Genomic DNA, 12,943 nt, shown 5'->3' on the forward strand with positions numbered 1-12,943 from the left:
GGCGTGGAAGAACTCGTGATGCCCGAAGACGGTCGGCCACGGATTGGGCCGGCGAAGTGCGTAGAAGACCGCCCCGACGGTGTAGATCGCCCCGCCGACGATGAGCAGCACCAGCGCGGTCACCCCACCCTGACGGAGGATGTCGGGCAGGATCGCCACCGCCACCCAGCCGAGCGCCAGGTACAGCGGGGCGGAAATCCACCGCGAGGCGTGCGGCCAGACCAGCTTGAGCGCCACGCCGGCGAGAGCACCGCCCCAGACCACCGCGAGCATGATCACGGAGGCACGGGTCTCCAACAGCAGGATGCAGAACGGTGTGTACGTGCCGGCGATGAACAGGAAGATCATCGAGTGGTCCATCCGCCGCATCACCTGGAAGCCGCGGGTCGACCACACTCGACGGTGGTAGAGCGCGCTGGTGCCGAAGAGGCCGCAGACGGTGAGGCTGTAGACGGCACAGCTAACCAGCGGTGTCCAGCCGGGACGGGCGGCGGCGATCGAGCAGAGCACGATGCCGCAGACCAGGGCGACGAAGAACGCGTACGTGTGCAGCCAGCCGCGCATCCGGGGTTTACCGATGTCGACCGGCTTGAGCCGGGGTCGGGCGGAGGTGGTCACGCCAATAGGTTACGGCACCGTAGGTTACCTTCGGGTAGTGCGCCCGGTCACGCTTTCCGACGGGCGGGCGACGCGGGCGTGGACCCCGGTCCGGGAGGATGGCGGAATGCGGATCCGACCGGTCGGCGCGCACGCCCTGCTGCTCGACTTCGCCGTGACCCCGGGCGCGCCGACCGGAACGGACGGCAACACCGCCCCGCCCGACCTCGGCGGCTGCGCCGCAAACCAGGCGTACGACGCCGATGTCGCCACGACGGTCGAGGCATGGCGGGCCGAGCTGTGGCGCCGCCGGGACCAGGGTGACCTGGTCGCCACCGAGATCGTGCCGGCCGCCGCCACCGTACTGCTCGACGGCGTACCGGACCCGCCGGCCACGGCCGCCCGGATCGCGGGCTGGACGCCGGCGCCGCCGACCGCCACGGCCGCCGCCAGCACGGTCGAGGTGCCCGTGACGTACGACGGGGAGGATCTGCCCGTCGTCGCCGCCCACTGGCGGGTGGACGTACCAGCCGTCGTGCGCCGGCTGCGGGAGACCGAGTTCCGGGTGGCGTTCTGCGGCTTCGCACCCGGCTTCGGGTACCTGACCGGGCTACCCACCGAGCTGGCGGTGCCCCGGCTGGCCACCCCCCGCCCGCGGGTGCCGGCGGGCTCGGTTGCCCTGGCCGGCCCGTACGCCGGGATCTACCCGACCGCGTCACCGGGCGGCTGGCTGTTGGTCGGGCGGACCGGGCTGACCCTGTTCGACGTACGCGCCGACCCGCCGGCCCGGCTCACCCCCGGCACCCGCGTCCGACTGGTGCCGGCATGAGTGAGCGGCAGCGAGCGAATCATCGGCTCAGTGCGATGGTGCCTCATGGCGGGCCGGAGCGCAGCGGAGGGCCGGCATGAGCGAGCCGACGATCGAGGTGCTCCGGGCCGGGGCGCTGACCACCGTGCAGGATCTCGGCCGCCCCGGTTGGGCGCATCTGGGGGTACCCCGCTCCGGGGCGCTCGACCCGGGTGCCCTGCGGCTGGCCAACCGCCTGGTCGGCAACCCGGAGTCGGCAGCCGGCCTGGAGATCACCCTGACCGGCTGCGACCTGCGGCCGACCCGGGCCACCACGGTCGCCGTGGTCGGCGCCGAGGTCGACGTGCGGGTGGGCACCCGGCCCGGCGACACCGGCCGACCACTGGCCGTACCGGGCGGGGCGGTGCTGCGGATCGGTCCCGCCCGACGGGGTCTGCGCAGCTGGCTCGCGGTGGCCGGGGGCATCGCCGTCACCCCGGTGCTGGGCAGCCGCGCCACCGACACCCTCGCCGGACTCGGGCCGGCACCGCTGCGCGACGGCGACCTGCTGCCGATGGGCGCACCGGCCGGCCCGCCCGCCCCGGTCGACGTCACCGTGCCGGTCGTACCCCCGGCGGAGCTGCACCTCGCCGTGCGGCCCGGCCCCCGGCACGACTGGTTCACCCCGGCCGCGCTCGACCGGCTGTTCGGCACGGCGTACGAGGTGAGCCCGCTGAGCAACCGGGTCGGCGCGCGCCTGACCGGCACACCGCTGCCCAGGGCGATGTCCGGGGAACTGCCCAGCGAAGGGATCGTCCTCGGCGCGGTGCAGGTGCCGGCGGACGGCCAACCGTTGATCTTCCTCGCCGACCATCCCACCACCGGCGGGTATCCCGTCATCGCGGTGGTGGACGACGTGACCCCGCTCGCGCAGGCCCGTCCAGGCACTACCGTGACGTTCCATGGATCTGAACGCTGATCTCGGTGAGGGATTCGGTGTCTGGCGTCTCGGCGACGACGAGGCGCTGCTGGACCTGGTCACCTCGGCCAACGTCGCCTGCGGTTTCCACGCCGGGGACCCGTCCACCATGCGCCGCGTCTGTGCGACCGCCGCCGAACGGGGCGTCGCCGTCGGAGCCCAGGTGGGCTACCGGGACCTCGCCGGATTCGGCCGGCGGCACATCGCGTACGACTTCGCGGAACTGCGTGACGAGGTCCTCTACCAGCTCGGCGCCCTCGACGCGTTCTGCCGGCCGTACCGCACCCGGGTCCGCTACCTCAAGCCGCACGGCGCGCTCTACCACGCGGCGGCGTGCGAGGAGTTGCCGGCGGCGGCAGTGGTCGCCGCGATCGGCGACTACGACCGGGACCTGCCCGTGCTCTGCCCGCCCGGCTCGGTGCTGGCCCAGCTTGCCCAAGGGGCGGGGCTGCGGGTGGTGGCCGAGGGGTTCGCCGACCGGAACTACCTGCCCAACGGGCAGCTGGTGCCGCGTACCTCGCACCACGCGCTGGTGACCGAGCCGCAGGAGGTGGCCCGCCGGGCGGTGCGGATGGCCACCGAGCGGACCGTGGTCGCCGTCGACGGCAGCGTGATCCCGTGCGCGCCGGATTCCATCTGCCTGCACGGCGACAGCCCCGGCGCGGTGGCCGCTGCGGAACTCGTCCGCGCCACGCTCATCGACGCCGGCGTAACCCCCACCCCGTTCGCCTGAGGTGAAAGGAAGGGCCCCTTATTAACGCCTGGTGCAGGTAAAGGGGCCCCTCTTAACAGGTTGTGCGGCTCAGCCGGCGTCCAGGCCGCGCAGCACCAGCGGGAGGCGTGCCGCGCCACCGTCGACCACGCGTACCGGCACCCCCCAGTCCTGTCGGGTCAGGTGGCAGGCCGCGTGCTCCACGTCCGCGTCGCAGGTCGCCGCCTGGGCGGTCACCTGGAGTACGCCGTCGGTCACCGAGCGGTCGATCACCAGGCGGCGGGACAGCTCGGTGCCGGTGCCCGCCCCCTCCACCAGCAGCTCGGGCGGTGACGCAGAGACCACCAGGCGGGTGGACGGCCCGTACGTCTCGTCCAGCTTCTGTCCGGGTGCCGGGGTGAAGACGACGTCCAGGACCACCTCGCCGGCGGCCAGGTCGGTCGGCTTGCGTTCGGTGCGGTGCCGCGGGCCGTCGACGGTGTCCGCGCCGGCCGCCGAGAGCGCGCCCGGGGCCAGCCGGGTGACCCGATGCTCCGCGGACTCCACCACCAGCACCTCGCCGTCCGCAGTGAGCACCAGGTCGCTCGGCTCGGCGAGCCCGGTCGCCACCGTGCCGACCCGGTCGGTGGTCGGGTCATAGCGGCGAACCGCGCCGTTGTACGTGTCGGCGATCAGCACCGAGCCGTCGGGCAGCGCGCAGACGCCGAGCGGGTGCTGGAGCAGTGCCTGCGCCGCCGGCCCGTCCACGTGGCCGAAGTCGAACAGGCCCTGGCCGACCGCGGTGCCCAGGACGCCGTGCTCGACGTACCGGATGGCGCTGGTCTCGCTGTCGGCGATCCAGAGCCGGACGCCGTCGGCGGAGACGGAGAGCCCGGACGGCTGGGCCAGCCACGCCTCGGCCAGCGGCCCGTCGCGCAGCGCCTCCACGGTCGTGCCGGCGTACATCCCGGCGGTCCGCTTGATCGGGTCGAACCACCACAGCTGGTGGATGCCCGCCATGGCGATGACCAGCTTGTCGTCGTACCAGGCGAGGTCCCAGGGGGAGGAGAGGTCGACCGAGAGCGCGTCGTGTGCGTGGTCGTCGACCGTGGACCGCCACTGCCGCCCGCTGCCGGCCACGGTGACCACCTCGCCGGTGGCCAGCCGTACGCCGCGCAGCAGGTGGTTGACGGTGTCGGCGACCACCAGGTCGTAGCCGGCGACCTCGGCGACCTGCTCCGGGAGCAGGCACAGCCCCTGCGGCTCGGAGAAGGTGGCGGCGTCGGCCGCCCCGTCGGCCCGGCCCCGCTCGCCGGTACCGATCGTGCGGACCACGGTCTCGCCGTCGGCGGCCAACCCGACCACCCGGTGCCGGGCCGAGTCCGACACCACCAGGCCGCCGTCGGGCAGCGCCACCGCCTTGCCCGGGAAGCGCAGGGTGGTCTGTGGCTCGGCCGGCGGGACGTACGGGCCGTCGCCCCGGTGCAGCGTGCCCTTGGCCTCATGGGTGGCGATCAGGTCGTCGATCAGCCGGGCCAGCCCTTCGGCGTGTCCCTCGCCGGCCATCGTGGCCACCACGTAGCCCTCGGGGTCGATCACCGCGAGGGTCGGCCAGGCGCGGGCCGCGTACTGCTGCCACATGTCCAGCTCGGGGTCGTCGAGCACGGGGTGGTGCACGCCGTACCGCTCGACGGCGGCGGCCAGCGCGTCCGGGTCCTTTTCGTGCTCGAACTTCGGCGAATGCACGCCGATCACGACGAGGACGTCGGCGTACTTCTCCTCCAGCGGACGCAGCTCGTCCAGCACATGCAGGCAGTTGATGCAGCAGAAGGTCCAGAAGTCCAGAATCGTGATCCGGCCCCTGAGGTCCGCCAGCTGGAGGGTCTTGTCGCCCGTGTTCAACCAGGCCCGGCCCCGAAGCTCGGGCGCCCGCACGCGTGCACTCATGACCCCATCGTGCCGTACCGCTGATGCCGGTGAGACATGAGCACGTCTCACCGGCATCAGCGCGCCAGGCGACGCTTCACCGCCGCCGACCGGCTCACGCGGTGTGGATCAGCTGGCAGCGTCCTTCAGGCAGAGCACCGGGTTGGCCTCGTTGTTGCGAAGGTCCACGTACGGCCCTTCCGGGTCGGGGCACTTGTCCTTCGACTCGACCTTCGACACCACGGTGAACGAGTCCGGCTCGCCACACACTGCCTCGATGGGGGTGTCGCCCGACCGCTGGACGCAGGTGCCGACCGCCGGGTTGAACGGGCGGGGCTCGTCCGACCCGCCGATCATGCCGAGGAGCTTGAGCAGGCCGAGCGGGATGGAAAGGATGAGCACTGCGGCGACCAGCACCGCGGCGAGCACCCGACCGTTGCGTACCTTCGGCGCGGGGGTTTCCGGAGCCGGCTCGGCGACCGGCTTGAACGCGTCGAAGCGGCCCTGTTCCGGTTCCGAGGTGCCCGGGCTCCACGACGGGCCGGACTGTGGTGGCGGCGGGAACGCCGAGGTGTGGTCGCCGCCCGGCTCGGGGCGGAGGGCGGCACCGTACGCACCGCCGTGGCGGTCGGGCGTACCGCCGAACGGATCACCGGGGGCACCGCCGAACGGATCGCCGGGCGGAGCGCCGAAGGGGCCGCTGGGCGTACCGCCGAACGGGTCCCCGGGTGGGCCGCCGAACGGGTCGGCCGGCCGCTCCGGCTCGGCGTGCGGGCGTACTCCGTTGACCGGCCGGTTGCTCGGCGGGGCATCGGCGAAGGACGGCAGCCCCGGCGGGAAGGCCGGAGGTGCGGCCGGCGAAGCAGGAGCAGCCCCGCCCGTGAAGGCGTTCGGCCCACCGACCGGTGGCTCCCGGTCGGCGAAGCGCGGCTCCGGGGCCTGGTCGAACCGGGGCACCAGTGGCTGGTCGTCCCGCTCCTGGGCCGGCTCCTCGGGCTGGGTCGGTCGGCCGTACACCCGGGGCTGCGGTGCGGGCGTGCCCGCCGGTCGCGCCGCGTGGTCGGCCGGCGGCATCACCCGGCTGGCCAGCGGCACCGAGGCGCTCGCCGAGACCCCGCCGGCTGGCGGGGTGGCCCGGCCGGCGACCTCCGGGGAGGTGCGGGGCGCGGGAATGGCCGGCCCGGCTTGTGACTGCGGGTCGTCGTGCCGGGACTCGGGCTGACCCCAGCCCAGGCCACCGGCCGGCTGATCGGCACCCGGGCGGGGGCCTACAGCCTGGTCGCCGGCGAACGGGGCCGGCGGGGCGAAGTCGGCCGGCGGGGCGAAGTCGGCCGGCGGCACGCCGGCCAGGCTGGCACCCGGTACCCGCTGCTCCTGCGGCGGCAGCGGCACCATGTTGGCCGGCGAGATGCCGGGGCCCGGCGCGGGCTGGTAGACCGGCGCGTCCTCGGCCCGGCCCGGGTCGGGCTCGGCGTCGGGCCGCGCCGAGGCGGCCTCCGCCGATCCGGTGCTGCCCCACGCCTCGCCCGGTGCCCACGGCTCCATGTCGGGCAGCGCCGAGCGATCGGCGGCGGTACGGGACGGGAGTGGCTCCCCGGCGGGGTTCCAGGACGGCGGCGGCCCGGAGTCGCCGAATCGGGCCGATCCGGTGGCGGGCTCGGCGGGCGTCCACGCCGCTGCCGGCCGGTCCTGGCCCGGCGGCGACCACTGCGGCCGCTCGTCGGCTGCCGCGTCGCCGGCCGGCCACCCGGCCGGTTCGGCCGGCTGCGGCGTGGCCCAGTCGGGCTGCGCCGGCCGGTCGCTGCCGGTCTGCCAACCTTCGGCCGCCTGCTCGCCGGACCAGCCGCCGGCGGCGGGTTCCCGCCGCTGGCCGGTGGCCCAGGCGGGTGGTTCCTGCTCGGCCGGCCACCCGCCGGCGCGGGCCGCCTCGTCCGAAGCGGGCCGGTGCGGTGGTGCGGTGTCGGCCTGCGGCACCTGGGCCGTGGCCCGGGCCGCCGGCTCGGAGCGGAACGGCGCCGGCTGGTCGGCCTGCGCCCAGTCCGGCCGGGCCGGCTCGGATGCGCTTGCGGCCGTGGCCCAGCCGGGAGTCTGGTCGTCGGTACGGGAGGCCCACTCCGGCTGCTGACCGCCGGCCCAGCCGGATGCCGGCTGACCGCCGGCCCAGTCGGCGGGCTGACCCGACGCGGACTGGCTGGGCGTCCACTCTGGCGGCTGGGGGGCGTCCGGTGTGGTGGAGTTGGCCCAGGCCGGGCCGGCCTGCTCGCCGGTCGCCCAGGCGGGCCGATCCGATGTGGACGGTGTCGTCGGGGCCCAGCCCTGGCCGGGCTGCTCCCGCTGGTCTGCCTGGGCCAGCCAGGAAGGCTGGCTCCCGGGGGTCGAGGATTCCGCCTGCCGGGTCGCCTGAGCGGTGCCCCACGGGGTGCCCTGCTGGCTCGCCCAGGCGGGTGTGGACGCGTCGGGTCGCGCTGGCGGTGGCGGAGCCCAGCCCAGGTCGGGGGCGGATGCGCCATACCCGCCGTCCTGCTGAGCCGGCCGGTCGCCGTACGGCGCCGGTCCGCCGCCGCCCGGCGGCACCTCGTCCGGCTCCTGGCCGGGGCGGTGCGGGCCCTCGGACGTCATGCGTGCGCCTCCTCCATCACATGTCGGCCGCCGTCGCCGATGGTCTCGGCAGGGCAGCCGGCGGTGCCGGCGTACCGGCCGTGCCGGCTCCCCGCACCGTATCCCGGTGGCCTCCGGGGGGCTTCCGGGGAGCATCGATCGTCACTGTCCGTCGCTGGGCGGTGTCGAGGTGCTTCTATCGCCTCAACCTGTCCCCGACCACGGACGACGACCGAGAACCACCGTACCGGGCGCTGCGCCGGGGCGGTATCCCGGTGCCAACGGCCGCTTACAACGCCGACGACCCGCCCGGGTGGCCCGGGCGGGTCGTCGATCTGGAGGAGGTGAATAACGTCGTGTGGCGTCAGTGCATGTGACGCTGGGCGATGGCGAGGATCTCGTCACGGACCGCAGGCGAACTCGCGGAGCGCAGGGCCCGCTCGATGGCGCGGGCGCGGCGGTTGGCGTCGCGGCGGTTGCGGATTCGCTCGATCATGCTCATTGGGGTCTCTCCTCCTGGCTATTCGGTTGTCGGCCCGTCGTTGAGTCCATTGAACCGCAAGCCCGCCTTGATCGCCAACGATTATTAGGTGAGCTGGGCCACCGAGCTACGAATCTTAGGTGTCGAGCCATATGAGGCGGATTTTTATTCGACCAATGGCAACGGCCGGTGTGCCGGGCGTTCACCCGTGGCACACCGGCCGTCGTCGTGCTGCGTCAGGTCCAGGCGAGCAGCGCCGCCTCCGGATCGGCGAGGAAGTCGCCGATGTCGCGCAGGAACTTCGAGCCCAGCTCGCCGTCGATGATCCGGTGGTCGAAGGAGAGGCCGAGCGTGGTGACCAGGCGCGGCTTGACCTTGCCCTTGTGCACCCAGGGCATTTCCCGGACCGCACCGAAGGCCAGGATCGCCGACTCGCCCGGAGGCAGGATCGGCGTGCCCGTGTCGACCCCGAACACCCCGACGTTGGTGATGGTCAGGGTGCCGCCGGACATGTCGGCCGGAGACGTCTTCCCGCTCTTGGCCGTCTGCACCAGGCCGGTCATCGCGTCCGCCAGCTCGCGCAGGGTCAGCCGGCCGGCGTCCTTGATGTTCGGCACGATCAGGCCGCGTTCGGTGGCCGCCGCGATGCCCAGGTTGACGTACTCCTTGACGACGATCTCGTCGCCGGCCCAGGTCGAGTTGACCATCGGGTGCCGCTTGACCGCCAACAGCACCGCCTTGGCCACCAGCAGCAGCGGCGAGACCCGCACGTCGCGCCATTCCCGCCGGTCGCGCAGCCGGTCCAGGGCCTTCATCGCCCGGGTCACGTCGACGGTCAGGAACTCGGTGACGTGCGGAGCGGTAAACGCCGAGCGGGACATGTTCTCGGCGGTGAGCTTGCGTACCCCCTTGACCGGGATGCGCTGCTCGCGGTCGGCGCCGAAGCTCGCCGCCGCCGTGACCGGCACGGTGACCGCCAGCGGCTCGGCCGCCGCCGGGGCCGCCGCCGCCCGCTGTACGTCCTCCCGGGTGATCGAGCCCAGCGGCCCCGACCCGGTCAGCGTGCCGAGGTCGACGCCGAGATCCTTGGCGAGCTTGCGCACCGGCGGCTTGGCCAGCACGGGACCGGCGACGCGACCGTTGCCGTTCACCGCCGGCGCGGGTGCCACCGGGGCGACCGGAGCCGGTGCCGGCACGGCCTGGACCGGCGCCGGTGCGGCGGTGGCCTGGGCCGGGGCGGCATCCTTGCGGGGGCGGCGCTTGGCGGCGGTGGTGCGGGGGCCGTAGCCGACCAGGACCGCGGTGCGGCCGCCCGGGGCGGGACCGCCGATCAGGCCCGGCTCGACCGCGCCCTCGGCCGGCGCGACCTCGACGGCGGCCAGTGAGGCGGCCGAGGGGGTGGGCAGGCCGGTGCCGGCCCCGGTCGTCGACTCGATCGGGCCGGCGCCGGGGTCGGTGTCGATCGCGATGATCGGGGTACCGACCTCGACCGTGGTGCCCTCCGGGTGGAAGATCGCCTGGACCTGGCCGGCCCACTTCGCCGGGATCTCCACGGCCGCCTTGGCCGTCTCCACCTCGACGATCGGCTGGTTCAGCTCGATCGTGTCGCCCACCTTGACCAGCCAGGCGAGGATCTCACCCTCGGTGAGCCCCTCGCCCAGGTCGGGCAGGTTGAACTCCTTGATCCGGGACATGCCGCTCACCAGCCGAAGGTGCGGTCGACGGCGTCGAGCACCCGGTCGAGGTCGGGCAGGTACTCCTCCTCCACCCGGGCGGCCGGGTAGGGGGTGTCGAAGCCGGCCACCCGCAGCACCGGCGACTCCAGCGAGTAGAAGCACTCCTCGGTGATCCGGGCCGCGATCTCCGCGCCCAGGCCGACGTTGGACGGCGCCTCGTGCACCACCACCGCACGGCCGGTGCGCCGCACCGACTCGTACACCACGCCGAGGTCCAGCGGGGAGAGCGTACGCAGGTCGATGACCTCCAGGTTGCGGCCGTCCTCGGCGGCGGCGGTCGCCGCGTCCAGGCAGGTGCGGACCATCGGGCCGTACGCCAGCACAGTGACGTCGGTGCCGGCCCGCGCCACCCGAGCCGAGTGCAGCGGGTACGCCTCGGACAGCGGGGCGTCCAGGTCGACCGCCCCCTTCTCCCAGTAGCGCCGCTTCGGCTCCAGGAACACGATCGGGTCGTCCGAGGCGATCGCCTGCTGGATCATCACGTACGCGTCCTGCGGGCTGGCGCAGGAGACGACCTTCAGCCCGGCGGTGTGCGCGAAGTACGCCTCGGGCGACTCCGAGTGGTGCTCCACCGCGCCGATGCCGCCACCGAACGGGATCCGGATGACCATCGGGATGTTCAGCTTGCCGCGGGAGCGGTAATGCATCTTCGCCACCTGCGACACGATCTGGTCGTACGCCGGGTAGACGAAGCCGTCGAACTGGATCTCGCAGACCGGCCGGTAGCCGCGGATGGCCAGGCCGACCGCGGTGCCGATGATGCCGGACTCGGCGAGCGGGGTGTCGATCACCCGCTGGTCGCCGAAGTCCTTCTGTAGCCCGTCGGTGATCCGGAAGACGCCGCCGAGCTTGCCGACGTCCTCGCCCATGATGACGACCTTCGGGTCGTTCTCCAGGGCCTTGCGCAGGCCGGCGTTGAGGGCCTTGCCGAGGGTGAGCGTCTCTGTGGCCATCAGTGGGCGCTCCCCTCGAACGACTCCAGGTATTTGCTGAACTGCGCGCGCTGCTCGTCGAGCAGCGGCGACCCGTTGGGGTAGACGTGGTCGAACATGGTTCCCGGCTCCGGGTTCGGCATGGCCAGCACCCGCTCGCGCAGGTCCACCGCCTCGCGGCGGGCCTGCTCGTCGATCTCGGTGAAGAAGCTCGCGTCGGCGATCTTCTCGCGCTCCAGGAACGCCTTCATCCGGGCGATCGGGTCCTTGGCCTGCCACGCCTCGACCTCGCTGGCGATGCGGTAGCGGGTCGGGTCGTCGGAGGTGGTGTGCGCCCCCATCCGGTAGGTGTACGCCTCGATCAGGCTCGGGCCCTGCCCGTGCCGGGCGTTGTCCAGCGCGTGCCGGGTCACCGCGTACGTGGCCAGCACGTCGTTGCCGTCCACCCGGATGCCGGGGAAGCCGAAGCCGGCGGCGCGCCGGTACAGCGGGATGCGGGTCTGCCGCTCCAGCGGCTCGGAGATGGCGTACTGGTTGTTCTGGCAGAAGAACACCAGGGGGGAGTTGAACACGCCGGCCCAGACGAACGCCTCGTTGACGTCGCCCTGGCTGGTGGCGCCGTCGCCGAAGTAGGCGATCACCGCCTCGCCGTCGTCGGTGCCGGTCTTGCCGTCCATCGCGACGCCCATGGCGTACCCGGTCGCGTGCAGGGTCTGCGCCCCGATCACGATCGTGTACATGTTGAACTTGAACTCGTTCGGGTCCCAGCCGCCCTGGTCGACCCCCCGGAACAGGCCCAGCGGCATGATCGGGTCGATGCCACGGCAGTAGAGCACGCCGTGCTCGCGATAGGTGGGGAAGGCCATGTCCTGCGTACGCAGGGCCCGTCCCGAACCGACCTGGGCCGCCTCCTGGCCGAGCAGGCTCGCCCAGATGCCCAGTTCGCCCTGCCGTTGCAGGGCCGTCGCCTCGGCGTCCAACTTCCGGACCAGAACCAGGTCGCGGTAGAGGCCGCGGTACTCCTCGTCGGTGAAGTCAACGCGGTACTCGGTGCCGTCCGGACCGGTCACGCTGTCGATCCGCTCACCCGCGGGGGTGAGCAGCTGCACCAGTTCCGGGTCGCCGGTCGCGGCCTTCCTGGAACGGGGTGTGGCTCGCCGGCCACGGGTACTGGCCCCGGGGTCGCCCTTTGCCATCCGTCTCTCCCTGTCGTGTCTGCGTCGGCACCGGGGGGTCACCCGGCCGCGCGACTCGTGCGCCGGCCCCGGCTGGTGCCGGGATCGGTTTCCTGGCGGACCGCGCCTAGCCCCGGTGGGGGTTGCCGCGCGGCATGAGCCGGATTCTTGGCCGAACCCGGTTCGGGAGCGCCGGCGCCCAGTCGCGCCTACCGCGTGGGTGCGCGGAGGTCGCGGCTGCGCTGCCGCCGTGGCCTCCATATTCGCATCAGAGGTGAGCAGTCCCACACTCCGCCTGCCCCGCATCCCGACACCGGCCCGCTTCGTTACCCGAAATGCCGGAGTGTCGGGTCCAGCGACGCGCGACCGATCCGGTGATGGTTCGTCACCATTCGGCCAGATACGCGTGTCGACACGCGGTGTGGGGTTGGCCGACGCAGAGTCACTGACCCAGGCTGTTCGCGCGGGCCCCGATCCAGCTCCGGCGGTCCGCCGGGTCTGCCCTCGTGGTCCCGGCCAGGAGCGACGACGAGGAGTGCGTGGTGTCCGAACCAGGTGAAGGTTCCGAGGCTCCTACCCTCGCCCGGCACCGGGCATCCGGCGGCTACCGCCCGGTGGTGGGTGCGCACCGGGCCGTCCGGACCACCGGCCCGTCCCGCGGTTACCTGTTGACCGTGGCGCTGCTCGCCGGCACCGCCTCGATGCCGGTCCTCGCCGCCATCAGCACGGGTTCGGCGACGGTCGGCAGCACGGCGCTGCCGGACAGCAGTACGCCGTTCATCCCGACGCCCTCCGTCGGTCCGGTGGTGATCCCCCCGCCGCCCACCGGCACTCCGGCAGCCACCCCGACGGCGCTGCCGTCGATCGCGCCGGCCGTCCCGCCCGTGCACCCGGTGGTGGAGCGGTCCGCCCTGATGCCCGCCGTCGCGCCGGCCGATCCGGCTCCGGGGCGCCGCCCGGCGCCGCCGCCGACCGTCCCCGCGCCCCGGCCGCCCACCACGACGCCCGCCCCGCTGCCGCTGCCCACCCCGAACCCGACCC

The 12,943-nt window shown here is 73.7% G+C and carries 10 protein-coding genes and 1 pseudogene; 4 read left to right on the forward strand and 7 right to left on the reverse strand.

The genetic code is table 11. The annotated features are described in order from the left end of the window. A partial coding sequence (locus AB0M52_RS20320; RefSeq protein ID WP_363955780.1) for a hemolysin III family protein occupies positions 1-618 on the reverse strand: 618 nt, incomplete at its 3' end. Positions 619-724: 106 nt separating this feature from the next. Here AB0M52_RS20320 and AB0M52_RS20325 point away from each other — a divergent pair. The 3 genes from AB0M52_RS20325 to AB0M52_RS20335 all read left to right on the forward strand — a co-directional run bounded on the left by AB0M52_RS20325 (position 725) and on the right by AB0M52_RS20335 (position 3,096). Further along, positions 725-1,426, forward strand: a complete 702-nt coding sequence (locus tag AB0M52_RS20325; protein ID WP_363955783.1) for an allophanate hydrolase subunit 1 — start codon at positions 725-727, stop codon at positions 1,424-1,426. 76 nt (positions 1,427-1,502) lie between these two features. Continuing rightward, on the forward strand, positions 1,503-2,363 hold the full coding sequence (locus AB0M52_RS20330) for a biotin-dependent carboxyltransferase family protein (RefSeq protein ID WP_363955785.1): 861 nt from the start codon (positions 1,503-1,505) through the stop codon (positions 2,361-2,363). Continuing rightward, complete coding sequence (locus tag AB0M52_RS20335) at positions 2,347-3,096, forward strand: 5-oxoprolinase subunit PxpA (RefSeq protein ID WP_363955787.1); 750 nt, start codon at positions 2,347-2,349, stop codon at positions 3,094-3,096. Before AB0M52_RS20330 ends, AB0M52_RS20335 begins: the two co-directional genes overlap by 17 nt. 69 nt (positions 3,097-3,165) lie before the next feature. Here AB0M52_RS20335 and AB0M52_RS20340 read toward each other — a convergent pair whose 3' ends face one another. The 6 genes from AB0M52_RS20340 to pdhA all read right to left on the reverse strand — a co-directional run bounded on the left by AB0M52_RS20340 (position 3,166) and on the right by pdhA (position 11,923). Further along, positions 3,166-5,001, reverse strand: a complete 1,836-nt coding sequence (locus tag AB0M52_RS20340; RefSeq protein ID WP_363955790.1) for an NHL domain-containing thioredoxin family protein — start codon at positions 4,999-5,001, stop codon at positions 3,166-3,168. 108 nt (positions 5,002-5,109) lie between these two features. After that, entirely contained in the window at positions 5,110-7,599 is a 2,490-nt protein-coding gene (locus tag AB0M52_RS20345; RefSeq protein ID WP_363955793.1) for a hypothetical protein, read from the reverse strand. Between the two features lie 343 nt (positions 7,600-7,942). Continuing rightward, complete coding sequence (locus AB0M52_RS20350; protein ID WP_165521953.1) at positions 7,943-8,080, reverse strand: hypothetical protein; 138 nt, start codon at positions 8,078-8,080, stop codon at positions 7,943-7,945. Between the two features lie 215 nt (positions 8,081-8,295). Continuing rightward, complete coding sequence (locus tag AB0M52_RS20355; RefSeq protein ID WP_363955801.1) at positions 8,296-9,753, reverse strand: dihydrolipoamide acetyltransferase family protein; 1,458 nt, start codon at positions 9,751-9,753, stop codon at positions 8,296-8,298. 5 nt (positions 9,754-9,758) lie between these two features. Beyond that, positions 9,759-10,748: an alpha-ketoacid dehydrogenase subunit beta gene (locus tag AB0M52_RS20360; RefSeq protein ID WP_363955796.1), complete on the reverse strand. Its 990-nt coding sequence runs from the start codon at positions 10,746-10,748 to the stop codon at positions 9,759-9,761. Beyond that, entirely contained in the window at positions 10,748-11,923 is a 1,176-nt protein-coding gene (gene pdhA, locus AB0M52_RS20365; RefSeq protein WP_363955798.1) for a pyruvate dehydrogenase (acetyl-transferring) E1 component subunit alpha, read from the reverse strand. The genes AB0M52_RS20360 and pdhA overlap by 1 nt, the downstream gene beginning before the upstream one ends. Before the next feature lie 521 nt (positions 11,924-12,444). On the opposite strand from pdhA, the pseudogene AB0M52_RS20370 reads away from it, so the two are divergent. Continuing rightward, positions 12,445-12,943, forward strand: a pseudogene (locus AB0M52_RS20370) (hypothetical protein); the annotation flags it as partial.

Source organism: Micromonospora sp. NPDC051296, from assembly GCF_040682255.1.
Lineage (GTDB): Bacteria > Actinomycetota > Actinomycetes > Mycobacteriales > Micromonosporaceae > Micromonospora > Micromonospora craterilacus.

What these genes read in the sequence shown, in the direction of transcription:
- AB0M52_RS20325 (WP_363955783.1), top strand. Translation starts at nt 725, where the DNA reads ATGCGGATCCGACCGGTCGGCGCGCACGCCCTGCTGCTCGACTTCGCC.
- AB0M52_RS20330 (WP_363955785.1), top strand. Translation starts at nt 1,503, where the DNA reads ATGAGCGAGCCGACGATCGAGGTGCTCCGGGCCGGGGCGCTGACCACC.
- AB0M52_RS20335 (WP_363955787.1), top strand. Translation starts at nt 2,347, where the DNA reads ATGGATCTGAACGCTGATCTCGGTGAGGGATTCGGTGTCTGGCGTCTC.
- AB0M52_RS20340 (WP_363955790.1), bottom strand. Translation starts at nt 5,001, where the DNA reads ATGAGTGCACGCGTGCGGGCGCCCGAGCTTCGGGGCCGGGCCTGGTTG.
- AB0M52_RS20345 (WP_363955793.1), bottom strand. Translation starts at nt 7,599, where the DNA reads ATGACGTCCGAGGGCCCGCACCGCCCCGGCCAGGAGCCGGACGAGGTG.
- AB0M52_RS20350 (WP_165521953.1), bottom strand. Translation starts at nt 8,080, where the DNA reads ATGAGCATGATCGAGCGAATCCGCAACCGCCGCGACGCCAACCGCCGC.
- AB0M52_RS20355 (WP_363955801.1), bottom strand. Translation starts at nt 9,753, where the DNA reads ATGTCCCGGATCAAGGAGTTCAACCTGCCCGACCTGGGCGAGGGGCTC.
- AB0M52_RS20360 (WP_363955796.1), bottom strand. Translation starts at nt 10,748, where the DNA reads ATGGCCACAGAGACGCTCACCCTCGGCAAGGCCCTCAACGCCGGCCTG.
- pdhA (WP_363955798.1), bottom strand. Translation starts at nt 11,923, where the DNA reads ATGGCAAAGGGCGACCCCGGGGCCAGTACCCGTGGCCGGCGAGCCACA.